Source organism: Roseateles toxinivorans (assembly GCF_004362525.1).
GTDB lineage: Bacteria > Pseudomonadota > Gammaproteobacteria > Burkholderiales > Burkholderiaceae_C > Paucibacter > Paucibacter toxinivorans.
Map to the genome: position 1 here is coordinate 1,106,160 of NZ_SNXS01000002.1, position 24,280 is coordinate 1,130,439.

The following is a 24,280-nucleotide window of genomic DNA, read 5'->3' on the forward strand; positions in this document are numbered from 1 at the left end:
ACTCCTTCCCATCCCGAACAGGACAGTGAAATGACTCAGCGCCGATGATAGTGCGGGTTCCCGTGTGAAAGTAGGTCATCGTCAGGCTATTAATCGAAAAGCCCAAGCAGCAATGCTTGGGCTTTTTCCATTTCTGGGCCTATTTGACTTATCGGTCGAGCACCACGCCGTCCTCGATCGCGATGGCGCCGCTGCGCCGCAATTCCTGCAGGACGCTTTCCGTCCATTCGGCGATAGGCTGCGCGCTGAAGTGGCGTTGCCAGAGCTGCCCATGCACCTCGGTGTTGGTCAGCCAGGCCAGCAAGTCGTGCATGCTTTGTTGTCTGACTTCGATCAGGTGGAATTTCAGCAGGGCCTTGGCGGCGTAGCGTGCGTGGCGCGGCGGATCCTGTCGAAAGCCCTGCAGGCGACGGCGCGCCTCAGCAACGGCATTTGTCGCGTCGGTGAATGGTGCGCCATGGCCGGGAATCACGCGTGCGACCGGCAGGCTGGTGATCAAGTCCAGCGTTGCTTGGACCTCATCGAAGCCGGACTCCCCATCCAGTTCGGGGAAGACGATGCCGAAGCCGTGCTCCCACAGCGCGTCGGCGGAGATCAGTGTGCCGCTCCGTGACTCAAACAGTATCACCGAGTCTGGATCATGGCCCGGCGCCGCCAGCACATGCCACAGGCCGTCGCCGAGCTTCAAGGTGCTGCCGGGCATCAGTGCGCGATCGGGGGTGAATCGCTCACAGCGTTGCCCCGTGGCGCGATAGCTGAGCGCGCTCTCGTCCCAACGACTGGCGGCATCGAACTGCCCTGGCGGAATCAGCACAGGCACCCGATAGCGCTCGACCAAGCGGGCATTGCCTCCGCAATGGTCGGAGTGCAGGTGAGTATTGAGGATGGCGCTCAGCCGCCGCTCACCCAGGGCCGACTGAACCAGACTCAGCGTCTGTTCGGCATGGGTGCAATAGCCGGTGTCAACGAGGACGGCTTGATCTTCGCCGTCGCCGATCACGACATTGTTTGACGACAGCCAGCCTCGCTGCAGAACGATCAGATCGCTCTTCCGGTTCACGAGGAACGCAGCTCGCGCCGCAGTATCTTGCCGACGTTGCTCTTGGGTAGTTCGTCGCGGAACTCGATGTATTTGGGGCGCTTGTAGGCGGTGAAGCTTTGCTTGCAGTACTCGGCGATGTCTTCCTCGCTGAGCGCCGGGTCCTGTTTGACCACGAAGAGCTTGACCGCCTCGCCCGAGCGCTCGTCTGCCACGCCGATGGCCGCGCACTCCAGCACACCGGGGAGCAGGCTGACGACCTGCTCGATTTCGTTTGGATAGACGTTGAAGCCGGAAACGAGAATCATGTCCTTCTTGCGGTCGACGATGCGCACATAGCCCTGGTCATCCATTACACCGATGTCACCCGACTTGAAGAAGCCATCCGCAGTCATCACCAGAGCGGTCTCGTCGGGCCGGTTCCAATAGCCGGCCATCACCTGCGGGCCGCGGATGCAGATCTCGCCTCGCTCGCCCAGCGCCACATCGTAGCCGTCGTCATCGCGAATGGCGATATCGGTGCCAGACACCGGCAGGCCGATGCTGCCGTTGAAGTCGTGGATGTCGAGCCGGTTGATCGTGGCTACGGGCGAGGTTTCAGACAGGCCGTAGCCCTCGACCACCGGGCAGCCGGTGACTTTCAACCACTTCTCGGCGGTGGACTGCTGGACGGCCATGCCGCCGCCGTTGGAGATCACCAGCCCGCTGAAGTCCAGGCGGGCAAAGTCCGCATCATTGGCCAGCGCGTTGAACAGGGTGTTCACCGCCGGGAACAGATTGACCTTGTAGTTGCGCAGGGTCGCAACGAAGCCCGGGATGTCGCGGGGGTTGGTGATCAGCAGGCACATCATGCCCAGGCGGGCGCCGAGCATATAGCAGGCCGTCAGCGCGAAGATGTGATACAGCGGCAATGCGCACACGGTGGTCAGCGCGCGATCGCCCAGCTTGTCGAGCATGGGCTTGAACCAGGCCTCGGCCTGCAGGATATTGGCTACCACGTTGCGGTGCAGCAAGGTGGCGCCCTTGGACACACCTGTCGTGCCGCCGGTGTACTGCAGGAAGGCCACATCATCGGGGCCGACCTGCACCCGCCGCAGGGTCATGGTCGTGCCCTCGGCCAAGGCCATATTGAAGCGGGTCACGTGGTATCCATCACCGATCGGCAGGCGGTACTCGGGCACCATCTTGCGCAGATGGCGCACGACGAAGTTCACCAGCGTGCCCTTCCAGAAGCCCAGCAAATCTCCCAGCGAGGCCACCACCACATGGCGTACCGGCGTCTGCTGGATCACCTCCTCCAAGGTTCTGGCAAAGTTCTCGAGCACGATGATGGCCTCGGCGCCCGAATCCTTGAGCTGATGCTGCAACTCCCGCGCGGTGTAGAGCGGGTTGACGTTGACCACGACATAGCCGGCCCGCAGCACGGCGGCAATGGCCACCATGTACTGCAGCACATTGGGCATCATCAACGCGACGCGAGTTCCCTTGGCCAGACCCTTGGACTGCAGCCAGGCGCCCAGCGCCTGCGACATTTCGTCGATCTGACCGAAGCTCAGGCGCTTGTCCATACAGGCGGCTGCGTCCCGTGCGGCGTACTTGCGGAAAGCCTCCTCCAAGAGTTCGACCAGAGAGTTGTAGCCCGGCCCGGTGAGCTCGGCGGGCACGCCCGCGGGGTAACTGTTCAACCAGGGTTTTTGCACAAGCACTCCAAGACACTGACGATCGTTGATGGTCCCTTGTAGCACCCGGCCGCGGCTACGGTAATTGCACTAGGACCCTGTCGCCTCAGGGACAGCCGGCAAACAGCGCGTTGGCCAGGCTGCGCTCCCGCTCGCCGACGATGCGCATGAACTCCTGCGAGCCCCGCATCGCCTTAAAGGTGTCAAAGCCGGTCTCGAGAAAATGCTGCAGGCTGGACAGCCCGGCTGCCTTGGCCGGTCCGCGCATCATGCGCAGCGCATGGCGCAGCAGTGGCTTGGCGGTGTATTCATCCAGGGCCTTGCCCAACTCGGTGGTCAGGGCGATCTGGCGCTCGCGCGCCAGCGGCTGGCCGGTGGCGCGCCACGCCTTGGCATAGTGCTCGGCGCTCAGGTTTTCGCCGGCAATGGGCGGCGCCAGATGCCCAGCCATCTGCGTATCCATCTGCTCGGACAGCGCATGCAGCTCGGCCAAGGTCTGCACCGTGTGCAGCACATCCCTCGGGAAGATTCGCGCCAACGCGGGGACAACCCGCGCGAACTGGGCATCGCGCTGGCTGAAGTCCTGCGGTCCGTACAGCTCATCGAGAAAGAAGCGCGCCGCGCCCTGATAGCGATCGCTGGCCAGCAGATCGGCATAGGTAGCCGCAAAGCGCTGACGCTGATAGGCCTTGACCGCTGCCACTATGTCATTGAGCCGGGCATCGCTGCGGCGCCGCTGGCGTTCCTGCTCCACCGTCTGCAGGTGTTGCAGGATGGTTTGCGCTGTTTGCTGGGTTGGGGTGAGGGCTTGGTTCATGCTCGACAGGGCTGCAACACGCCTGCATTCTGACGCCATGCCGGCCATGTGCACGCAGGCCCCGTACCATCAAGGCCTTGGCAACTCCGACCGCGGGCTCTGATGAATGCGCATTTGCAGAAGTTGATCGTGTTGCTGCGCTGGGGCCTTGCCCTGGGCCTGGGCGGCTGGCTCTGGCGGCAGGGCCACCCCATCGGCGCCATGATGCTGGCGGCCGCCGTGCTGTGGGGCCATGTGTTGATACTGGCGTTGGAGTTCCTGATGCTGCCCGTCATCAACCGCCTTGACCCGGCGCCTGCCGCCGGTCTGCGCCAGCATCTGCGCGCCTGGTGGATAGAGTCGCTCGCCTGCTCACGGGTGTTTGGTTGGCAACAGCCGTTCGCCTCGCGGCGCGAGCCTGATCATTTGCCAACCGATGCCGCGGGCCGGCGCGGCGTGCTGCTGGTGCATGGTTTCTTCTGCAATCGCGGTCTGTGGAATGACTGGCTGGCGCGCCTGCGCAGCGCGGATGTGCCGGTCATTGCACTCACGCTGGAGCCCGCATTCGGATCGATAGACCGCTACGCAGCCGCACTCGAGGCGGCTGTTCAGGAGCTGGAGCACCGCACCGGTAGCGCCCCGGTGCTGGTGGGCCACAGCATGGGGGGGCTGGCCATCCGAGCCTGGTGGCGGGCGCATGGGCATGACACCCGGGTGCACCAGGTGCTGACCCTGGGCACACCTCATGCCGGCACCTTCATGGCGCGCTTCTCGGCGGCCCGCAATGCCGGGCAGATGCGGCTGGGCAGCGCCTGGCTCAAGAATCTGGCAGCACAGGAGTCAGCCGCAATGCGGGCACAGATGCGCTGCTACTACAGCCACACCGACAACATCGTCTGCCCCGCCAGCTCGGCGGCATTGGCCGGCGCGCAGCATATTCATCTGCCCGCCACCGGCCATATCGGGTTGCTGTACGAAGCGCAGGTGTTTGATGACCTGATGCAATGCCTGCGTTTGCCAGCAGCCTCCTGACGCTCAGGCAGACGGGGTGTCGCTCAACACGCCGCGGCGGATCTGGTCCAGCTCGATGCTCTCGAACAGGGCCTTGAAGTTGCCTTCGCCGAAGCCTTCATTGCCCTTGCGCTGTATCAGCTCGAAGAAGATCGGGCCGATCACCTCCTTGGTGAAGATCTGCAGCAGCAGCTCGTGCGGCGCACCCTGGTGGGTGGCCCCATCGATCAGGATGCGCAGGCGGCGCAGTTCGGCAATGTTCTCGCCATGGTTGGGCAGGCGCTTGTCGATCAGATCGAAGTAGGTTTCGATGGTGTCCTGGAAGATCACACCAGTGGACTTCATACCCTCCACCGAGCCATAGATGTTGTTGGTGCCCAGTGCCACGTGCTGTATACCCTCGCCGTGGTACAGGTGCAGGTACTCGGCGATCTGGCTCTTGTCGTCGCTGCTCTCGTTGATCGGGATGCGGATCTTGCCGCAGGGGCTGGTCATGGCCTTGCTCTTCAGTCCGGTCAGCTTGCCTTCGATGTCGAAGTAGCGCACTTCCTTGAAGTTGAACAGGCCCTCGTAGAACTCCGCCCATTCCTTCATGCGGCCGCGATAGACGTTGTGCGTCAGGTGGTCGATATAGCCCAGACCGTGACCGACCGGGTTGGCCTTCACAGGCTGACCGTTGGCGTCCAGCATCGGCACAAAGTCGACGTCATAGATGCTGATGTTGCCGATCTCGCCGGGCGCGGCGCCGTTCTTGCCCTGCCAGCGGTCGACGAAGTAGATCAGCGAGTCGCCGATGCCCTTGATCGCCGGGATGTTCAGTTCCATCGGGCCGGTCTTGTTGTCAAAGCCCCAGGCGCCGAGCTCCAGCGCGCGCTTGTAGGCGAAGGCGGCGTCCTTGACGCGGAAGGCAATGGCGCAGATCGACGGGCCGTGCGTGCGTGCAAAGCGTTGCGCGAACGAATCCGGCTCCGCGTTGATGATGAAGTTGATCTCGCCCTGGCGGTACAGCGTGACGTTCTTGTGCCGGTGCTTGGCCACGGCGGTGAAACCCATGGTCTCGAACAACTGGCCCAAGGCGGCGGGATCGGGGGCCGCGTACTCGATGAACTCGAAACCGTCGGTGCCCATCGGGTTGTCCCAGGGGGTGAAAGCCATGTCGGTGCTCCGGTAAGGAAAGAGATGCAAAAGCGCTTGAGGTGGCTCAAGACTGTAGGCGTTCAGCGGCGCAGGATTGAAGCCAAATCATGTGCGAATGCGCATCGGCGCACAGGATTCCTGCAAGAATTGAGGCATGGACAAAGCTATTCAGCTTGATACGATTGATCGACGCATCCTCAGGGCTCTGCAAGTCGATGGCAGGGTGACTTTTGACGCCTTGGCGGCCCAGGTCAACCTCTCGGCCTCGGCCGTGCTGCGCCGGGTGCGGCGGCTCGAGGAGTCCGGCGCGATCTCGGCCTATGTGGCCCTGGTACCGCCCGAGCGCGTGGGCCTGGGTCTCACCGCCTATATCAATGTGCGGCTCGAGAAAAACACCGAAAGCCACAAGCGCAACCCGATGGATCTGTTCCGCGCGGCGGTGCAGACCTGGCCCGAGGTGGTGGAGTGCGCGGCGCTGACCGGCGAGATGGACTACATCCTGCGCGTGGTGGTGGAAGACATGGCGCACTACTCGCGCTTCATCACCGACACCCTGCTGCGTCACCCCAGCGTGCAGGATTGCAAGACCAGCTTTGTGCTGGACCGGGTCAAGAACACGACGGCCGTGCCGGTGTGACTCTTCAAGGCCTGCGTCGTGCGATGGCGACGGCGGCCAACCCGGCCAGCAACATCAACCAGCTTGAGGGCTCGGGCACCACGCCGACGAGATTGACGTTGTCGAGCTCGGCATGGTCATTGCCGGCGGTCTTCCAGTCGGCGTTGATATAGATGCCCTGCAGCGCGCCCAGCACATTGCTCAGGTCGGCACTGCTGGCGGCGGCCAGTATCGGCAGGCCGGTGACCTCGTAGCCGACGATCTTCTGCCAGGCGGGCGACGCCGTCAGCACGGCGGAATAAGAGGTCATGGTGCTGCCAGGAGCGCCGCCAAACCAGGCCAGCAGATTGGCGCCCGATTGCAGCACCAGCGTCGGGAAGATGTCGGCGGTGGTGTCCTTGAGGCTGTCGCTGAGATCGAAGCTCAAGCTGCCACCGAGAAAGGCCGACTGGTTGCCCAGGAACTTGGCCGGCGCAGCGAACACCGTCCAGCTGAACAGGTCATTCGTGCTGATGCGCTGCGTGCCGGCCTCGAAGCTGGCCGCCTGGCTGGCGGCGGACAGACTCAGCAGATTGGCGACACGCCAGTTCTCGGTGTCGGCGTTGAAGCGGCTTTCCACCGGGGCGGGGGCTGCCTGGGCAACCGTGGCTGTGATCAGTAGCGTGGCCGCAGCAGCGGACTTGAACACGTGGCTGGACTTCATCTGCTGCCCCTGGTTGGCTCAAGCCCTGCAGTGTAGGCCTGCCGTGGCCCGCCGTCACGCCTGGTCTTTGCGTGTCAGCACCACGGCCAGCTCATGCCAGCCGCGCTCGTGGGGGGTGGCCGCATAGGGCGGGGCAGGCCAGCCCCACAGCGTGGCTGGGAACAGCGCACGCATCGCATTGATGTCGCAGTTATAGGGCGGCCCTTCGATGCGGCCTTGAGCCGCTGATTCGCGCGGTGCTTGCATGAACAGGGCCAGCAGCCTGCCACCGGGCCGAAGCCAGCCGTGGAGCTGGTCGGCGTAGCGACGCCAATGGTCGGGGTGCAGCGCGCACAGGCAGGTCTGTTCATAAACGATGTCCAGCGGCTGCTTGGGTGCCCAGCTGAGCACATCGGCCAACTCGACATCGGCCTCCAGGCATGCCTGCGCCAGACGCTCCTGCACCCGCGCGACTGCCGCCGGAGCGTAGTCCAGGGCAGTCAGCTGGCGTACGCCGGCCTGGGCCAGCAGCAAGACCTCGTGTCCGTTGCCGCAGCCAGGCACGGCCACCCGGTCATCGGGGGCGATCTGACCCTGCTCCAACCACCGTCTCAGCTGCGGATGGGCCTGACCGCGGTCCCAGGGGGTCTGACCCGATTCAAACCGGGCCTGCCAGAAACCGACGTCGGGGCCATGTGTCATTCCATCTCCAACAGGGTTGCCAGGGTCGGCCCCTCTGCCATGTTCAGCAACTGGCTGATTTCCTTCACATCGTCGGGTACGGCGGCGTTGTCCCAGCCATTGGCCGTGTGACGCGCCAGCTGAATGGCCAGCTTGACGGTCAGCACCTGCGGGTTGGTGGTTGGGCGATCGTCGGTGATGCGCACCAACAGCTCGGGCAGATGCCAGGCCTGCATCAGCGAATGTTCGAGGTCGGTCAGCTTGATGTTCAGCACCTCGCGCTGGGCCACGGCGCTGCGCAGGGTGGAGTCGGCTCGTTGCCTGGCCTGGATGTCCAGGGCCAAGGCCGGGGCATGGCACCACAGCAGCATCTCGGCAAAGTCATGCAGCAGGGCCGCGCTGTAGATCACCGGTGCATCGTGGTCCATGCGCATCAGTGCAAAGCCCATGGCAAAGTTGGCCGCGCGCTCCGCTCGCTTGATCACCTGGTAAAGGCCGTCCAGCGCCTCGGGTTGATCGGCGAAACGCTCCTCGACCGTGGGCTGCGGACCGAAGTCGCGGAAGAAGGGGGTGATGCCTGTCAGCACCAGGGCGGCGGTGACGGTTTCGGCGTCGGTGACCCGGCTGCTGGGGCGGTTGCTTGCCACATGGGCCATCACCTTCAGTGTCATCAGCGGGTCGCGGGCAATCATCTCGCCCAGCATATTGGCATCGACAGCGTCCTCATTGGCGCGCAGCAACTCCAGCTCGGAGGCGGTTTCGGCCAGCACCGGGATCTCGGCATCGCGGAAATAGGCCGTCCACCAGCCCAAATCAGGCAGGGCGCGCGTCAGCGGCGTGAATGGAAGGGAGGCGGCAGTCATGGGCGGACCTGAAATGGGGGCATCTTGCTACGTCTATCGGGTGGCGCCATGCCCGACTTTAGCCGTCCGGCCCAAGGGCAAGAGCCCACTGCGCATTTCTGCGCAGCGGGCTCTTGTTTTGAGGAGGCTGACGGGCTTGGGGGCAGGCCCGACAGCCTCCTGGGAATCACAGGCGGTTGACGCCGGGCAGGTAACCGATCAGCTCGCCGTCAACGAACAGCGCGCCTTCGGGTGCGCCGGCCTCGGCGTAGAACTCGACCACGGGGGCCTTGGTTCTGCGCTCAACCAGGTTCATCTTCGCGGCCAGCTGCGCCAGCATCGTGCTGGCGGCCTGCAGCAGCAGCGCCAAGGTGCGGCGCCAGCTCGGGGTCGCGGCCAGTGCGTCTGGCCAGCGGGGCAATGTCGTGCGTGTCATGTCAGGTCTCCGGTGGGTCCGGGGCAGGGCTTGCCTTCAAGGACCGTTGTCGTCTATCGATTTGGCGAGTTGCTTGAGCTCGAAGCGCAGCAGTTGCTTGGTTTGCTGGCGCTGGCCCTGCACGGGGCTGCCGTGAGAACCGGCGCGGCGGAACAGGCTCGGGGCAACCAGCGGATTGCGTGGTTTGCTGTAGGTCTTGCCCTTGGCAATGACCGGGCGGGGTGCGGTGAATACGGCCATCAAAACTCCTTGTACTTCTGGTGCCCACGCGGGGCCTCGTCTGTTCGCGTGTCAACGCGGGCTGCAAAAGCACCACGGCCCGGGGCAGTGATGCATCCCGGGCCGTGTGGTGATCAAGACTGAGCGTGCTTGCTCAGCGCTGTCGCCATCGCGGTCGGGCCGGGGCTGCCCCATCTCGGGTGCCTTCGATCAGCGACTTGAACGCCTTGGCCGTCAGCAGCTGATTCAGCGCTGGGAGGCAAACAAAACGGTTCAGGGTCGTCGAAGACATAGGGCGGCCGGTCTCGGGGCTGGAGGTGGAAGGGCGGGGATCGCTGCGGGACTGCACTGCAACTTGCGCAAATGATAAACGATTGATTATCTTGCGCAAGTGCTTTTTATCGGCTGAAACACAAAAGTTCAGCGTTTGTTTTTCAGCGGCGCCACGGCCTGCTGGAGCTTGCGCCATTCATCGACATCGTTCTTGGCGCTGGCGGCCGGGGCGGCAGGTGCCGGGGCCGCGGGTCTGCGCACGCCGGGCGCCAGCGCGGGTGTCGGTGCTGTCGGTGCGCTGGGCGGCGTCAATACCTCGCCCAGCAGGTCCAGCAGACGGGTGCGGGCCCGCTGCGGGTGGCGGCGGTAATAGGTCAGCACCAGGCCGACGATGAAGCGCTCGTCGTCGTCCTGCGGCATGCTGGGCTGGGTGTCGGCCAGCGGGGGCGTGCCGGGTGGCGCCAGCGTGGTGGCGCCCTTTGAGGCCAGGTTCTGGGCCAGGCTGTGGTCCTGGTCCATCCAGCCTATCGGCTTGTGGCACAGTTGCTCGAACTGGCGTGCCAGGCGTTCGCCGATCTGGCGTGAGCGGCCCTTGATCTGGCTCCAGTAGCTGGGTTGGATTTGCAATCGCTCGGCGAAACGCCGCTCCAGACCGCGCAGGGTGGCGGCATCGGGGTGTTTGATGGTGGCGCTGACGAACTCTTCGAACAGGACGAGCGCGTTGTCCAGACGGATCTGGGCCACGTCCTTGGGGGCGGAATACATATGCGTATGATAAAGCTGCGTTGTCCTCGCCCGTTTTGCGCCCGGTCCGACCTCAAGGAGTCTCCATGAAGATGCTGCTTGCGTTGCTTGTTTTTGGCTGGCTCACAGGGGGCTCTGCCGCAGCCGCCGAGCGCAGTCTTGATAAAGAAGTCGTGATCAACGCCAGCCTGGATCAGGCCTGGGCCGCCTGGACCACCCGGGAGGGCATCACCAGCTTCTTTGCGCCCGATGCGCAGATCGAGGCCCGCGTCGGCGGGGCCTTCCACATCTATATCGACCCCGGCGCCATGCCGGGCAACAAGGGCGCCGACGATATGCGCTTCATGGCCCTGAGCCCCAAGCGCATGCTGTCCTTCGACTGGAATGCGCCGCCCAGCCTGCCCGAGGCGCGCCAGCAGCGCACCTTCGTCGTGCTGCGCTTCGAGCCGGTCGATGAAAAGCAGACTCGCATCAAGCTGCACCACACCGGCTGGGGCGATGGCGGTGAATGGGACAAGGCCTATGCGTACTTCGATCGCGCCTGGGGTGGCGTGCTGGCCAATCTGAAGGCCCGCTTCGAGACCGGCCCCAAGGACTGGACGTCCTGGCTGGCCCAGTTGGAAGCCTACCGCGCCCAGGCCAAGGCGGCGGCGGCCGCCTCGGCGCCCAAATAGTCTGATCGGCGGCGCGATCTACTCCTCCTCGTGCACGTGGTGCGCCGCCACCAGCTGGGCCTGGGTATTCGGCGGCACCGGCTCGTAGTGCGACAGCAGCAGCGTGTAGCGCCCCTGACCGCTGGTCATCGAATTGAGCCGGGTCTGGTAGCTGCTCAGCTCGGACATCGGCGCTTGGGCCTGCACCGTGATGCTGCCCGGCACCAAGGTGCGCGTACCGTTGATCTGCGCCCGCCGTGAGGCCAGGTCGCCGGTGATGTCGCCCATGGACGCATCGGGCGCGGTGATGTCCACATGGACGATGGGTTCCAGAATCAGGGGCCTGGCCTCGCGCACCGCCGCCATCAAGGCCTTGCGGCCGGCGGCGATGAAGGCAATTTCCTTGCTGTCCACCGAGTGGTGCTTGCCGTCGAACACGATCACGCGCAGATCGACCAGCGGATAGCCGGCGATGACGCCCGTCTCCAGCACCTGGCGCACGCCTTTTTCCACCGCCGGCATGAACTGGCCCGGAATCGTGCCACCCTTCACCTCGTCGGCAAACTCGAAGCCCGCACCGCGCGGCAGCGGCTCGATGCGCAGATAGACCTCGCCGAACTGGCCGGCGCCGCCGCTCTGCTTCTTGTGCCGGTGGTGGCCCTCGGCCGGGGCCGAGATCGTCTCGCGATAGGCAATGCGCGGGGGGCGGGTGTTGACCTCGAATTTGTAGGCCTCGCGCAGGCGCTCCAGCAGCATGCGCAGATGCAGCTCGCCCAGGCCGTAGACGATGGTCTCGTTGGTCGAACCGGAGCGTTCGATCTTCAGGCAGGGGTCTTCGTCCACCAGACGGGTGAGGATCTCCCACAGCCGCTGTTCGTCGCCGTGGCGCTTGGGCTCGATGGCCAGGCCGTGCACGGGCTCGGGGAACTGGATCGGCAGCAGGTGGATGTGGTCGTCCTCGGCGGCGTCGTGCAGCACCGCGTCGTAGTGCAGCTCATCGACCTTGGCGATGGCGCAGAGATCGCCAGGCAGCGCATGCGCGACCTCGACATGCTCCTTGCCCTGCAGCATGAACAGATGGCCGACCTTGAACGGTTTGCGGCCGTCGCCGACGTACAGCATGCTGTTGCGGCTCAAGGTGCCCTGATGCACGCGCACGATGCCCATCTTGCCCAGGTAGGGGTCCATATTGACCTTGAACACATGGGCCAGCACATGCAGGGCCGGATCGGGCTCGGCATGCAGCGGCTTGGCGGCCTCGCCCTCGCCCTTGACGAACTGCGGCGGGTTGCCCTCGGTGGGGTTGGGCAGCAGGCGCACGATCACGTCCAGCAACTCGGCCACACCGGCGCCATTGCGCGCCGACATGAAGCAGACCGGGATCAGATGGCCCTCGCGCAAGGCCTGCTCCAGCGGCGCATGCAGCTCGCTGGCATCGACGTCGCCATCGTTCAGATAGCGGTCAACGAAGTCGGGGTCCACCTCGACGACCTGTTCGACCAGCGCGCGGTGGGCCTCATCGACCGAGGAGAAGTCGGCCGTGCCGCTGGACTGGAAGAAGCAATCGGCCACCGCCGTGCCGCCGCCCGAGGGCAGGTTCAGCGGCAGGCATTCGCGGCCGAAGGTCTCGCGTATCTGCGCCAGCAGCGCCGGCAGGTTCACGCCCGGCGCCTCGATCTTGTTGATGATGATCAAGCGGGCCAGGCCGCGCTGGGCGGCGGTTTCCATGAAGCGGGCGGCCATCAGCTCGATGCCGGTCTGGGCGTTGATGACGATGGCCGCGGTGTCCACCGCCTCCAGCGCCGGCAGCGACTGGCCGATGAAATCGGGCGCTCCGGGCGTGTCGATCAGGTGGATGCGCGTGCCCTGGTGCGTCAGATGGACCAGGCTGGTCTGCAGCGAATGCTGCATGCGGCGTTCCAGCGGGTCATGGTCGCTGACGGTCGAGCCTTTCTCGACCGTGCCCGTGGTGGAGATGGCGCCCGCCTTGTGCAGCAGGGCCTCGATCAGGGTGGTTTTACCGGCTGCAGCGGGGCCCACCAGGGCGAGGGTCCGTATCGCTGCAATGCCGGGATGCGTGCTTGAAGACATGAGCACTCCTTGCAGCCCTCCGGGCTGCGTGACCAGCGTGGCTAGGCAGGTCTGAGCGCGTCTCTATCGGGGCGTGTTCACGGCCTGATGTGGCTTGAGCGTAAGGGATACGCCCAAGCGGCACAAGCCGAGTTTGCACCAGCGCGCGAATCAGGTCGCCGCGACCGCGCCACCCCACCAGCGCTGAGGTGCCGGCTGGCCCATGAATCCATAGTCCACCTGCGGCACGCGGCCGCTGACGATGTCGGCCACCGCCGCGGCCGAGCCGCAGCTGTGAGTCCAGCCCAAGGTGCCGTGGCCGGTGTTGAGGAACAGATTGCTCACCACGCTACGGCCGATATAGGGCAGATTGCTCGGCGTGGCCGGGCGCAGGCCGGTCCAGTACTGTGCGCCCTGGCCATCGGTCATGTTCGGGAACAGCTCGCGCACCCGCCGCACGATGGCCTCGCAGCGCAACAGGTTCAGGTCGGTGTTGTAGCCATTGAGCTCGGCCGTGCCGGCAATGCGCAGGCGGTCGCCGAGCCGTGAGAACACCAGCTTGTATTCATCGTCGGTCAGCGACACGCTGTACGACTGCTCGGGCGCCGTGACCGGCAGGGTGACCGAGTAGCCCTTGGCCGGATAGATGTTCAGCGAGATGCCCAGATCGCGGGCCAGGCCGCGGCTGAACGAGCCCAGGCACAGCACGTAGGCATCGGCGCGCTCGATGCGCACCACACCCTGCGCGTCGGCCACCTGCACGCCTGTCACGACCTGACCCTCGCGCTGCACGCCCAGGATGCGGGTGTCGTACAGAAAGCGCACGCCCTGCTGCTGCGCCAGTCCGGCCAGGCCCTGGGTGAAGCGATGGGCGTCACCCGACTCGTCGCTGGGCGTCATGCTGCCACCGACGATTTTTGCGCGGCATTGCGCCAGCGCCGGCTCGATGGCCACGCATTCGTCCGCGGTCTTCATGTCCAGCTCGCAGCCCTGCTCGCGCATCAGCCGGGCCGGCGCCTGCGCGTCGTCGAACTCTCGCTGGCTGGTGTAGAAATGCAGGATGCCTTGGGTCAGCTGGTCGTACTGCAGGCCGGTGCGCTGGCGCAGGCTTTGCAACTGGCCGCGGCTGTACAAGCCCAGGCTGACGATCTGGCGGATGTTGTGGCGGGTGCGTGCCGGTGTGCACTCGCGCAGGAATTGCAGGCCCCAGCGCCACTGCGCCGGGTCGGCGCGCAGGCGGAACAGCAGCGGCGCGTCTTCGCGCATCAACCACTTCAGCACCTTGAACGGAGCGCCGGGATTGGCCCAGGGCTCGGCGTGCGACACCGACACCTGGCCGCCATTGGCGAAGCTGGTTTCCATCGCTGCGGCCGGTTGGCGGTCTATCACCGTCACCTCATGGCCGGCCTCGTGCAGATACCAGGCGGTGGTCACGCCGGTCACGCCGGCGCCAAGAACGATTACTTTCATGGAGAACTCTCATCGGGTTTGAACAGAGCAAACGAGACGACGCATTCCAAAAAACAGGTGAGCGCGCGCATCTCGCGCCGCTCCCCCTGTCCTTGGTACCTGAGAGATTCCGCTCAGGCCTTGCGGCCTTGCGTTGCTCCTTCGGTGGGGTGCAGACCTTGCGTCCGCGCCCTCTCTCCAGTTCGGCTGTGAATGGAAACAGTACGGGGCCTGAGCGAGTATGGGAGCTTGCGCCTTCGGCGGCAGGCCAGCGTGATTGACGCCTGCCTGCTCTCTCCTGTGTTCCGGGGGGCAGTGTAGCGGGGGCCGGCTGGCAGCGTCAAACCAGGGGCATCACGGCCGGCGAAAAACCGTGCACACTGCGCGGCTTGAATCAAGAGCCTCGGGGAGGGGAGCGATGTTCGATCTGGACGCCTATCTACAGCGCATCGGCTACACGGGCGAACGCGCGCCCACCCTGGCCGTGCTGCGTGCCGTGCACCGCGCACATGCGCTAAGCATACCGTTCGAGAACCTGGACATCCTGCTCGGCCGCCCGATTTGCATTGACATTGACAGCGTCCAGGCCAAGCTGGTGCAGGCCCGGCGCGGCGGTTATTGCTTCGAGCAGAACCGTCTGCTGGCTGATGCGCTGCTGGCGCTGGGTTTCGAGCTGCAGACGCTGATTGCGCGGGTACGCTATCGCGCGACATCCGTGCGTGCGCGCACCCACATGATGCTGCTGGTGCAGATCGACGGCCAGCCCTGGCTGGCCGATGTCGGCTTCGGCTCCCAGGGCCTGATGCAGCCGATGGTGCTGGTCGAGGCCGAGGAGCAACGCATCGGCCTGTGGCGCTACCGGCTGATGCGCGAGGGCCCGTTGTGGCTGCTGCAGGTCTGGGAGGGGCAGCAGTGGACGGACGTCTATATCTTCTCGCTGGAGCCGCAGATGGCGGTCGACTACGAGCAGGCCAACTACTTCACCGCCACCCATCCCGATTCGCGCTTCACCTTCACGCTGGTGGCGGTGCGCAGCACGCCCGAACGGCGCTATCTGCTGCGCAATCTGGAGCTGAGCATCAACGAAGGCCAGGGCGCGCAGATCTCGCACCGGCTGCGCGACCAGGATGAGTTGCTGGAGGTGCTGGCCACCACCTTCGGCCTGCGGTTTCCTGCAGGCACACGCTTCAAGTTCATCGAGCCCTGATCCCCCACGAATCAGGGGGGCGGTGGGCAGGGGGAACGCCTAGTGTTGGAGGTGCCTGTTGCACGTCGATGGAGCGCAATCATGAAGCTGCCGCTGCCCCAAGCCCTGCACCGTTCACTGCTGGCCTCGGCCCTGTTCGCGGCGTTGGCCCCCCCGGCAGCAGCCCTTGACTTCGCCTTCAGCGCCGGCTTCTACAACCCCGGCGTGACGGCGCCCCAGCCGCTGCTGCTGGGTGACGCGCTGCAGATCAACGCCGGGGGCAACAAGTTCTTCAGCGGCGTCGGCTTCACGAATCTCAGCGGCACGGTGAACTGGAACACCACCGATTCGCTGTTCCTGCAGAGCGGCGCCCTGATCAGCAACGCCGGCCTGTGGGATGCGCGCAGCGACAACGCACTGGTCAACAACGGCGGCGCCACCTCGACCTTCAACAACAGCGGCATCTTCCGCAAGAGCGTCGGGGTGGGCAGCACCAGCATTGGCAGCATCGCCTTCGTCAACAGCGGCACCATCGATGCGCAGACCGGGGTCATCGACTTTGGCGGCGGCAATGTCACCTTCAATGCCGGCACGCAGTTCACCGGCGCGGGTCTGACGCGCATCACCAGCAACGCCAGCTTCAACGGTGCGTTCACCTCGGCGAATCTGCGGCTGCAGGGGGGCACGTTCACCGGCGGGGCGGCGCAGATCGGTGGCACGGTGGCCTTCTCCGGCGGGGCACTCACGGGTGACTGGACAGTGGCCGGCGGTCAGACGCTGCTGGGCGTCGGTGGCGGCAACAAGTTCCTCAGCGGGGCCGCATTGACCCAGCAGGGCAGCCTGTTGTGGCAGACCACCGATTCGCTGTTCCTGCAAAGCGGCAGCGGCCTGGACAACCAGAGCCTGGTTGAGTTCCAGGCCAGCGCGAGCCTGGTCAACAACGGCGGAGCGACGTCCAGCTTTACCAACAGCGGCACGCTGCGTGCGCTGGCCGGACAGGTCGGCACCGTCGGCAGCATCGCCTTTGTCAGCAATGGCGGCACGATGGACGCGCTGGGCACGCTGAACTTTGCCGGCAACAACGCGACCTTCAATACCGGCTCGCAGTTCACCGGAGCCGGCGTGAACCGTATCACCGGCAATGCCAGCTTCAACGGAGCCATCAGCTCCAGCAATCTGCGCCTGGAGAATGGCACCTACACGGGCGGTGGCGCGGTCATTTCCGGCTCGGTGGCCTTTCTCGGCGGCGCGATCACCGGCGGCTGGGAGCTGGGCACCGGCCAGACCCTCTTGGGCCAGGACGGCAACAACAAATTCCTCAGCAGCGCGGCCCTGGTCAACAAGGGGCAGTGGCTGTGGCAGAGCGGCAACTCGCTGTTTCTACAGAGCGGCAGCGTGCTCGACAACCAGGGCAGTTTCGTGATCAGCACCGGCATGTCGCTGGTCAACAACGGTGGCGCGACATCCAGCTTCATCAACAGCGGCACCCTGAGTGTGGCCAGCGGGCAGGCCGGATCGGTGGGCACCATCGCCTTCGTCAACAATGGCGGCACGCTCGATGTGGCCGGCACCCTGGCCTTCAACGGCAACAACGCCCGGTTCAACAGCGGCAGCCAGTTCGTCGGTAGCGGCGTGACCGTGCTCAACAGCAATGCCATATTCGTTGATGACTTCCAGTCTCAGAACCTGCGCCTAGTCAATGGCACGTTCAGTGGCGGCGACGGCAGCACTGGCTCCAAGGCGCTGGTCGGCGGCATGGTCGAGTTCACCGGCGGCTTCCTGACCGGCGGCTGGGAGCTGGCCAGCGGCCAGACGATCGCGGGCAAGGCTGGCGGCAACAAGTTCCTCAGCACGGCCAATCTGGTCAACAAGGGCCTGCTTGCCTGGCAGACCACCGATTCGCTGTACATGCAAAGCGCTGCTCTGCTGGACAACCGGGGCCTGTTCGACGCCCAGGCCAGCGTGGCGCTGGTCAACAACGGCGGCAGCACCTCGGTGTTCAACAACAGCGGCACCCTGCAGGTGGCGGCGGGCCAGACGGTCAATGTCGGCACCATCGCCTTTGTCAACGACGGTGGCCAGCTGACGGTGGCCAGCGGCGGCCTCCTGAACTTCGCCGGCAACAATGCCACGTTCAACACCGGCACGCAGATGAGCGGGGCCGGTGTGGTCGCAGTAACGGGCAATGCCAGCTTCGCCGGCGAGATCGCCGGCAGCAATCTGTCGCTGCGCAGCGGCAGCTTCACGGGTGCGGCGGCCCGGCTGAGTGGTGCGGCCGAGTTTGGCGGCGGCTTCCTGGTCGGCGTCTGGGAGATCGCGCCGGGTGCCACGCTGACCGGCGCCAGTGGCGGCAACAAGTTCCTCAGCACCGTCACCCTGACCAACAAGGGCACCTTGGCCTGGGCGACCGGCGACACGCTGTTTCTGCAAAGCAATGGGCAGCTGATCAACGAGGGCCTGCTGGACGTGCAGACCGATATGAGCTTGGTCAACAACGGCGGCGCCACCTCCAGCATCGTCAACCGGGGGCGGCTGGTGAAGTCCGGCGGTGCTGGCGCCATGACCATTGGCGGCGGCCTGGCCTTCAGCAACCCGGGCGTGATTGAAGTGCAGGCGGGCACGATCCAGCTGCCGACCAACTTCAGCAACCCCGGCACGATGATGGGCACCGGCGCCTTTGCGACCAATGAGCTGACCAACACCGGCCATCTGGCGCCCGGCAGCTCGGCCGGCACGCTGACCCTGAATGGCAACTATACGCAAACCGGTGCCGGCAGCTTCGATGTCGAGCTGGCCAGCAGCCTGGCCTTTGACCGCTTCATGATCAATGGCACGGCCAGCCTCGATGGCACCCTGGCCCTGCACTGCATCGCCGCCTGCGCGCTGAGCAATGGCGACGAGTTCGTGATACTGGACGCCGCCGGCCATCTGACCGGCACCTTTGCCAGCGTCAGCGTCGATGGCTTCGGCGCGGGCTTCCAGTACGACGTGTTCTATGACTACAACCAGGACCTGGTCAAGCTGACGGTGCTGCAGGTGGGCGCGGTGCCCGAGGTGCCGATCTGGGCGATGTTGCTGGGCGGCGTGGGGCTGTTGGCCCTGCGCCGGCGCAAGCCCACCTGAGTCACTGGAAGGCTACTTCCGCAAAGCTGCGCAGCTTCCGGCTGTGCAGCTGATCCATCCGCTGCTGACGTAGCAGCTCGATCGCGCGAATGCCAATCTTCAGGTGCTGATCGACCCGCTCGCGGTAGAAGTGATTCGCCATCCCGGGCAGCTTGATCTCGCCGTGCAGCGGCTTGTCGCTGACGCACAGCAGAGTGCCGTAGGGCACGCGGAAGCGAAAGCCGTTGGCGGCGATGGTGGCGCTCTCCATGTCCAGCGCGATGGCTCGGCTCTGGCTGAAGCGGCGCTCGGGTGTGGTGGCCTGGCCGCGGAAGGGCAGGAGCTCCCAGTTGCGGTTGTCGGTCGAGGCGACGGTGCCGGTGCGCATGATGCGTTTGAGCTCGTAGCCCTGCAGCTGGGTCACCTCCTCGACCGCTGTCTCGAGCGCCTGCTGTACCTCGGCCAGCGGCGGGATCGGCACCCACAGCGGCAGGTCTTCATCCAGCACATGGTCCTCGCGCACATAGCCGTGGGCCAGCACATAGTCGCCCAGGGCCTGCGAATTGCGCAGGCCGGCGCAGTGGCCCAGCATCAGCCAGGCGTGCGGGCGCAGCACGGCGATGTGGTCGGTGATGGTCTTGGCGTTCGCCGGGCCGACGCCGATATTGACCATGGTGATGCCGCTGCGGTCTTCGCGTATCAGGTGGTAGGCGGGCATCTGCGGCAGGCGCGGCAGTATCACGCCCAGCTCGTCGCCCGGCTGGGCGGCCAGGCCCTTGCGCCGCGTCACCACATTGCCAGGCTCGACAAAGGCGATGTATTCGTGGCCGCCGTCCTGCGCCATCAGCGCATGGCCCATGCGCACGAATTCGTCGATGTAGAAGGCGTAGTTGGTGAACAGCACGAAGTTCTGGAAGTACTCGGGCAGGGTGCCGGTGTAGTGGCGCAGCCGGTGCAGCGAATAGTCCACCCGCGCGGCGGTGAACAGCGCCAGCGGCAGCGCCTCGCCGGGCGCCGGCTCATGGGTGCCGTTGGCAATGCCGTCGTCCATCGCCGCCAGATCGGGCAGGTCGAACAGATCGCGCATCAGCTTGCGGCGCTCGGGCGTCAGCGAGCCTTCCAGATGGTCATGCTCGGCGAGCGAGAAGTGCACCGGTATCGGCTGGCTGCTGGTGCCTATCTCCAGCGCCACCCCATGGTTCTGCAGCAGCAGCGTGAACTGCTCGGCGTAGTAGTGCTCGAACAGCTCGGGCCGGGTCAGCGTGGTCTCGAAGGTGCCGGGCCCGGCGACGAAGCCATAGCTGAGCCGCGAATCGGCGCGGGCCACCGTGTCTGTGTGCACGCGCACAAAGGGATAGCAGGCACGCACGCGCTGGGTGAAGGCCTCGCCGGCCACGAAGCGCTGCAGGCTGTCACGCAGGTGGGCGACGCTTTGCTCGTAGATCAGTCGCGCCTGGGCCAGCGCGGCCTGGGGGTCATCGAAACGGGCGGGGGCGACGAACAGGCCGGTGTCGGCATGGGGATTGTGGTGCTTTCTCATGCCCCCGATTGTGAGCGCTGGCCCGTGACGCAGGCCAGCCAGTAGTCGCGCTCGCCAGGGCCCACGCCCAGGTCCAGCAACTCGCGGGCGTCCATCTGGGCCAGCGCCTGCGCATCGGCGCGGCGGCGTTGGGCCTGCAGCAGGATCTGGTACAGCTTGATCAAGAACTTCATGGCAACTCCTCAACGATGAGCCGCTATCCTGGTATTTGCCCTAGTATTTGGGAAGTTGAATCATCTGACCGAGTAATTCAGAAATACTGATGCGTAGCCTGAACCTGGACCAGATCCGCACCCTGGTGGCGATTGCCGACCTCGGCACCTTTGCCGCTGCCGCCCAAGCCCTGCACCTGGCGCCGCCGACGGTGAGCCTGCACATCAGCGAGCTGGAGGCGCGGCTGGGCACGCCGCTGCTGCTGCGCGGCGGCCGCAAGGTGCTGGCTACGGCGGCCGGCGCGGCCCTGGTGGAGCGCGGCCGGCAGCTGCTGCGCGACAGCGAGGACGCCATCGACCTGGTGCAGCACCATGCCCAGGGCCGCGTCGGCAAGGTCAGGCTGGGCACCTCCACCGGCGTGGTCGTGCACCTGCTGCCGCGGGTGCTGGAGGCGCTGGCGCGGGCCCATCCGGGCATCGACGTCGAGGTCAGCGTGCTGGGCTCCAGCGACACCTTGCAGCGCATCGCCGCGCGTCAATTGGAGATCGGCATCGTCACGCTGCCGCAGCCGGGCACGACCGAGCTGCCGGTCACGCCCTGGCGCAGCGACCCGATGATGGCCTTTCTGCCGCTGGCCTGGGAGGCTCCGGAGGCGGTGACACCGGCCTGGCTGGTCGAGCGGCCCCTGGTCTTCAATGACAGCGGCACGCGCATGTTCCGGTTGACGATGGAGTGGTTCGGCCGGGCCGGCTTCAACCCCGCTGCGCGCATCGAGCTGAACTACACCGAGGCGATGAAAAGCCTGGTCGCCGCCGGCTATGGCGCGGCCCTGCTGCCGGTGGAGCAGCCGCCGGACGAGGCACTGCAGATCGCCGCCCAGCAGCGCCTGCAGCTGCGCCCCTTGCAACCGCCGCTGCAGCGCGAGCTGGGGCTGGTGCATCCGGACTCCGCGCTGCTGCCGGCCGCGGCCCTGCACGTGCTGGAGACCTTGAAGGCTTTTTCTGGTTGACCCGGATGCAATCCGGGGCTTGTGGCGCCAGTCAACGCTGGCCCCGGATTCCATCCGGGCTACCCAGGTCAAGTCCGGCGTGGGAACTCGATGCTCACGCCAAGGCCCCGCCCATCAAGACCTGGCCCCAGGCGCACGGTGGCGCCATGCTGGGCGGCTGCTCGCTCGACGATGGACAACCCCAGGCCGCTGCCCGCCTGCTCGTGGCCGGGCAGGCGGAAGAAGCGCTCGAACACCTTCTGGTGCAGGTGCTCCGGAATGCCCGGGCCCTGGTCTATCACCGACAGCCGGACGCAGTCGGTCTCTTCCGCTATGCGCACCTGCACCTGGCTGCCCGCGGGTGAATACTTGACGGCGTTGTCCACCAGGTTGTCGATCAGCGAACCCATGCTTTCACGGTGCAGGCGCAGCCAGCATTCCTCGGGTGCGTGCAGCTCCACCTCGATGCCGCGCTGGTGGGCCAGCTCGGCTGCCAGCACGATGCGGTCGCGGGCGAGGGCCACCAGCTCGTGCTCGATCAGATCGACATTCTCCTGGTCGCCGCCCGACCGGGCCAGCGCCAGCAGCTGATGCACGGTATGCGTGGCGCGGCGCACGCCCTCGTTGAGGCGGGCCGAGGCGCCGGCCTGCCGACCCGTCAGGCCCGTGGCTTCACCGGCTGGCGGCTGCAGGGCCTCGGCATTGAGCTGTATCACCGCCAGTGGTGTCTTCAGCTCATGGGCGGCGTCGAGCAGGAATTCGCGCTCGCGCTCCAGCCGCTGCTGCAGCCGCGCCATCAACGCGTTCACCGAGGTCACGACCGGGGCCAGCTCGACATAGGGCGAGGCGGGCAGGGGCGACAGGTCCTTGGCCGAGCGCTGGGCGATCTGGTGGCCGATGCGCCGCAGCGGGCCGAAGCCGAGGCGGAACAGCAGCCACACCGGCAGCATCACCAGCGGCAGACCGTAGAGCAGCGGACGCGCGTAGTAGCTCAGGCCGGTGAGGCTGAAGTGCCAGTCGCCCGGCTTCTCCTGCCAGCGGCGGATGATCAGCTCCTGCTCCGGGGCATTGGCCTCGGCATACAGCCATTTGTCGTCGCTGGCATACAGGTCTTCCTGGGGCGGCGCGCGGCGGTCCTTCAGCGTTGGCCCCAGCTGCGCCAGCAACTTGCCCTGGTGCCAGACCTGCACCAGGCTCAGCGGCGTGCGGTGGCCCTTGTGCTTCCACTCGGTGTGGCGCAGCTGGTCAAGGTCGGCCAGCGCGGCGGCAATGGCCGGCGGCGCGTCGAGCTTGTCGCGCACCTGGGCTCGGGTCAGATGGGCCCACAACTGGTTCTCGGCCTGGCCATTGCGGCTTTGCAGCCAGCCGATGTCGATCAGCTCGCGGGCCGTGAGGCCCACCCAGATCACGAAGATCACCGCGAATACGGCGCCCAGGGTGCGCTTGAACAACGAGCGCCGTGCTTCGCCGTAGTCGGCCACCGTCACTCTCGCTCCACCAGGAAGCCGACACCGCGCACGGTGCGGATATAGCCCTCGCCGATCTTCTTGCGGATATTGGAGATGTGCACATCCAGGCTGCGACCATCGGCATGCACAAGGGCCTTGGCCTCCAGCTGGCGGCGGGTGACCACCCGGTCGGGCAGCCTCAGCAGCGCCAGCAGGATGGAGAACTCGGTGCGCGACAGCGTGATGCGGCTGCCCGCTCGCTTCAGCGTCATGCTGTGCTCGTCCAGCTCCAGGTCCTTGATGTGCCAGGTGTGCTGGACCTCGTCTTCGGTCTGCTGGCCCGAGCGCCGCGCCACCGCGCGCAGACGCGCCAGCAGCTCGACGCCTGCAAAGGGCTTGACGAGATAGTCGTCGGCGCCGCTGTTGAGGCCGGTGAGCCTGTCCTCGATGCCATCGCGGGCGGTGATGACGACGATCGGCAGCTTCTTGTCGATCAGCCGGATGCTGCGCAAGAGCTCGATGCCGTCGCCATCGGGCAGGCCCAGATCGAGCAGCAGCGCATTGAACTCGCGCTCGGCGGTCCAGTAACGGGCGTCGGTGGCGCGGCGCACCCACATCACCTCATTGCCCTCTTCCTGCAGCAGCACCTGCAGCGAGCGTCCCAGCTCCAGATCGTCTTCCACCATGCAGATCTTCATGGGTCCGGACTCTAACAAGCCAGGTGTTAACGATGTCTTAACAAAGTCTTGAAAGTCCCTTTGGGGTTCGCGCCCGATAGTTAGCCCCAGCCCAGCGGTGCCGGATGCGCCGCGGCAGAAGAAGAATCGACAACGCATGAAAAGAACAACGATCCTGACAAACCTCGCCTGGCTGCTGTGCCAGCCCGTGCTGGCGGCGCCGACGGCGCAAGTGCTGCCGACGGCGGCGCAATTCGAGGCACTGTTTCCGAAGCGCTTGCCCTTCTACAGCCACGAGGGTTTGCTGAAGGCGGCGCGCAGCTTCCCGGCCTTTGCCGGCACCGGGGATGAGGCGCAGCGCAGGCGCGAACTGGCCGCCTTCCTGGGCAATATCGCGCACGAGTCGGACGAGTTGCGCGCGGTGCGCGAGTACCGCAAGGAAAACTATGACCACTATTGCAGCCTGGCTGACGGTGAGCGCTGCGCGCCGGGCCAGCAGTACTACGGCCGCGGCCCCATCCAGCTGTCCTGGAACTACCAGTACCGCCGCGCCGGCGAGGCCCTGGGCCTGGATCTGTGGGCCGACCCCGACCTGGTGGCGCGCGACCCGGCCGTGGCCTGGCAGACCGCGCTGTGGTACTGGATCACGCAGAACGGCCCCGGCACCATGACGGCCCACCAGGCCATGAACGGCGGCCCGGGTTTCGGCGCCACGGTGCGGGCAATCAATGGCGTGGTCGAGTGTGACAAGCCCGGTGACCCCGACGCGCAACGCAAGATCGCCCGCCGCGTGGCCTTCTATGCCCAGGCCGCACGCCTGTTCGACGTTTCTCTGGGCCCGAACCTGGGCTGCTGAATT

General features: G+C 65.8%; 23 protein-coding genes and 2 riboswitches. Of the genes, 7 read left to right on the plus strand and 16 right to left on the minus strand.

Annotation, left to right across the window (positions count from 1 at the left end; translation table 11 throughout):
* Positions 1–148: 148 nt before the first annotated feature.
* The 3 genes from DES47_RS10795 to DES47_RS10805 all read right to left on the minus strand — a co-directional run bounded on the left by DES47_RS10795 (position 149) and on the right by DES47_RS10805 (position 3,535).
* Positions 149–1,060 carry an MBL fold metallo-hydrolase gene (locus DES47_RS10795; RefSeq protein WP_133700647.1) on the minus strand — a complete coding sequence of 304 codons (912 nt, stop codon included), beginning with the start codon at positions 1,058–1,060 and terminating at the stop codon, positions 149–151.
* Positions 1,057–2,739 (minus strand): long-chain-fatty-acid--CoA ligase, encoded by a 1,683-nt coding sequence (locus tag DES47_RS10800; RefSeq protein ID WP_133700648.1) that lies wholly within the window; start codon positions 2,737–2,739, stop codon positions 1,057–1,059. The genes DES47_RS10795 and DES47_RS10800 overlap by 4 nt, the downstream gene beginning before the upstream one ends.
* 85 nt (positions 2,740–2,824) lie before the next feature.
* Positions 2,825–3,535, minus strand: coding sequence for a DUF8198 family protein (locus DES47_RS10805; protein ID WP_133700649.1), 711 nt, complete (start codon positions 3,533–3,535; stop codon positions 2,825–2,827).
* 114 nt (positions 3,536–3,649) lie between these two features.
* Between DES47_RS10805 and DES47_RS10810 the strand changes: the two genes are divergently transcribed.
* Positions 3,650–4,546 carry a lipase family alpha/beta hydrolase gene (locus DES47_RS10810; protein ID WP_243748250.1) on the plus strand — a complete coding sequence of 299 codons (897 nt, stop codon included), beginning with the start codon at positions 3,650–3,652 and terminating at the stop codon, positions 4,544–4,546.
* A gap of 3 nt (positions 4,547–4,549) precedes the next feature.
* Here the strand turns inward: DES47_RS10810 and hppD are convergent, their stop codons facing one another.
* Positions 4,550–5,680 carry a 4-hydroxyphenylpyruvate dioxygenase gene (gene hppD, locus DES47_RS10815; RefSeq protein WP_133700651.1) on the minus strand — a complete coding sequence of 377 codons (1,131 nt, stop codon included), beginning with the start codon at positions 5,678–5,680 and terminating at the stop codon, positions 4,550–4,552.
* A gap of 136 nt (positions 5,681–5,816) precedes the next feature.
* Between hppD and DES47_RS10820 the strand changes: the two genes are divergently transcribed.
* Positions 5,817–6,299, plus strand: coding sequence for an Lrp/AsnC family transcriptional regulator (locus tag DES47_RS10820; protein ID WP_133700652.1), 483 nt, complete (start codon positions 5,817–5,819; stop codon positions 6,297–6,299).
* Between the two features lie 4 nt (positions 6,300–6,303).
* On the opposite strand, the gene DES47_RS10825 is transcribed toward DES47_RS10820, so the two are convergent.
* The 6 genes from DES47_RS10825 to DES47_RS10850 form a co-directional block, all read right to left on the minus strand.
* Entirely contained in the window at positions 6,304–6,981 is a 678-nt protein-coding gene (locus tag DES47_RS10825) for a laminin B domain-containing protein (RefSeq protein WP_133700653.1), read from the minus strand.
* Positions 6,982–7,035: 54 nt separating this feature from the next.
* A complete protein-coding gene (locus DES47_RS10830) occupies positions 7,036–7,662 on the minus strand; it encodes a methyltransferase domain-containing protein (protein ID WP_133700654.1) in 627 nt (208 codons plus the stop codon).
* A complete protein-coding gene (locus DES47_RS10835; RefSeq protein ID WP_133700655.1) occupies positions 7,659–8,504 on the minus strand; it encodes an HDOD domain-containing protein in 846 nt (281 codons plus the stop codon). Before DES47_RS10835 ends, DES47_RS10830 begins: the two co-directional genes overlap by 4 nt.
* Positions 8,505–8,670: 166 nt before the next feature.
* Positions 8,671–8,919: a hypothetical protein gene (locus DES47_RS10840; RefSeq protein WP_133700656.1), complete on the minus strand. Its 249-nt coding sequence runs from the start codon at positions 8,917–8,919 to the stop codon at positions 8,671–8,673.
* A gap of 36 nt (positions 8,920–8,955) precedes the next feature.
* The gene (locus DES47_RS10845; RefSeq protein WP_133700657.1) at positions 8,956–9,159 is read right to left on the minus strand and encodes a hypothetical protein; all 204 of its coding nucleotides are present in this window, start codon (positions 9,157–9,159) and stop codon (positions 8,956–8,958) included.
* A 399-nt stretch (positions 9,160–9,558) separates the two neighbouring features.
* Positions 9,559–10,176 carry a hypothetical protein gene (locus DES47_RS10850; protein WP_133700658.1) on the minus strand — a complete coding sequence of 206 codons (618 nt, stop codon included), beginning with the start codon at positions 10,174–10,176 and terminating at the stop codon, positions 9,559–9,561.
* A 65-nt stretch (positions 10,177–10,241) separates the two neighbouring features.
* Here DES47_RS10850 and DES47_RS10855 point away from each other — a divergent pair, with 65 nt between their 5' ends.
* Positions 10,242–10,829: an SRPBCC family protein gene (locus DES47_RS10855; protein WP_133700659.1), complete on the plus strand. Its 588-nt coding sequence runs from the start codon at positions 10,242–10,244 to the stop codon at positions 10,827–10,829.
* 18 nt (positions 10,830–10,847) lie between these two features.
* On the opposite strand, the gene fusA is transcribed toward DES47_RS10855, so the two are convergent.
* The gene (gene fusA, locus DES47_RS10860) at positions 10,848–12,899 is read right to left on the minus strand and encodes an elongation factor G (RefSeq protein ID WP_133700660.1); all 2,052 of its coding nucleotides are present in this window, start codon (positions 12,897–12,899) and stop codon (positions 10,848–10,850) included.
* Between the two features lie 150 nt (positions 12,900–13,049).
* On the minus strand, positions 13,050–14,348 hold the full coding sequence (locus tag DES47_RS10865) for a D-amino acid dehydrogenase (RefSeq protein ID WP_133700661.1): 1,299 nt from the start codon (positions 14,346–14,348) through the stop codon (positions 13,050–13,052).
* Positions 14,349–14,434: 86 nt separating this feature from the next.
* Positions 14,435–14,529, minus strand: a riboswitch (glycine riboswitch).
* Between the two features lie 8 nt (positions 14,530–14,537).
* Positions 14,538–14,638, minus strand: a riboswitch (glycine riboswitch).
* 107 nt (positions 14,639–14,745) lie between these two features.
* Here DES47_RS10865 and DES47_RS10870 point away from each other — a divergent pair.
* Both DES47_RS10870 and DES47_RS10875 read left to right on the plus strand, forming a co-directional pair.
* The gene (locus DES47_RS10870) at positions 14,746–15,534 is read left to right on the plus strand and encodes an arylamine N-acetyltransferase family protein (RefSeq protein ID WP_133700662.1); all 789 of its coding nucleotides are present in this window, start codon (positions 14,746–14,748) and stop codon (positions 15,532–15,534) included.
* Between the two features lie 81 nt (positions 15,535–15,615).
* Complete coding sequence (locus DES47_RS10875) at positions 15,616–18,636, plus strand: beta strand repeat-containing protein (protein ID WP_133700663.1); 3,021 nt, start codon at positions 15,616–15,618, stop codon at positions 18,634–18,636.
* Between the two features lies 1 nt (position 18,637).
* Here the strand turns inward: DES47_RS10875 and DES47_RS10880 are convergent, their stop codons facing one another.
* Entirely contained in the window at positions 18,638–20,155 is a 1,518-nt protein-coding gene (locus tag DES47_RS10880) for an AMP nucleosidase (protein WP_133700664.1), read from the minus strand.
* Entirely contained in the window at positions 20,152–20,328 is a 177-nt protein-coding gene (locus DES47_RS10885; RefSeq protein WP_133700665.1) for a YjiS-like domain-containing protein, read from the minus strand. The genes DES47_RS10880 and DES47_RS10885 overlap by 4 nt, the downstream gene beginning before the upstream one ends.
* Positions 20,329–20,417: 89 nt before the next feature.
* Between DES47_RS10885 and DES47_RS10890 the strand changes: the two genes are divergently transcribed.
* Positions 20,418–21,317 carry a LysR family transcriptional regulator gene (locus tag DES47_RS10890; RefSeq protein WP_133700666.1) on the plus strand — a complete coding sequence of 300 codons (900 nt, stop codon included), beginning with the start codon at positions 20,418–20,420 and terminating at the stop codon, positions 21,315–21,317.
* Positions 21,318–21,385: 68 nt separating this feature from the next.
* On the opposite strand, the gene DES47_RS10895 is transcribed toward DES47_RS10890, so the two are convergent.
* On the minus strand, positions 21,386–22,783 hold the full coding sequence (locus DES47_RS10895; protein WP_133700667.1) for a sensor histidine kinase: 1,398 nt from the start codon (positions 22,781–22,783) through the stop codon (positions 21,386–21,388).
* A complete protein-coding gene (locus tag DES47_RS10900) occupies positions 22,780–23,442 on the minus strand; it encodes a response regulator transcription factor (RefSeq protein ID WP_133700668.1) in 663 nt (220 codons plus the stop codon). The genes DES47_RS10895 and DES47_RS10900 overlap by 4 nt, the downstream gene beginning before the upstream one ends.
* 136 nt (positions 23,443–23,578) lie before the next feature.
* On the opposite strand from DES47_RS10900, the gene DES47_RS10905 reads away from it, so the two are divergent.
* A complete protein-coding gene (locus DES47_RS10905) occupies positions 23,579–24,277 on the plus strand; it encodes a chitinase (RefSeq protein WP_133700669.1) in 699 nt (232 codons plus the stop codon).
* Positions 24,278–24,280: the final 3 nt, after the last annotated feature.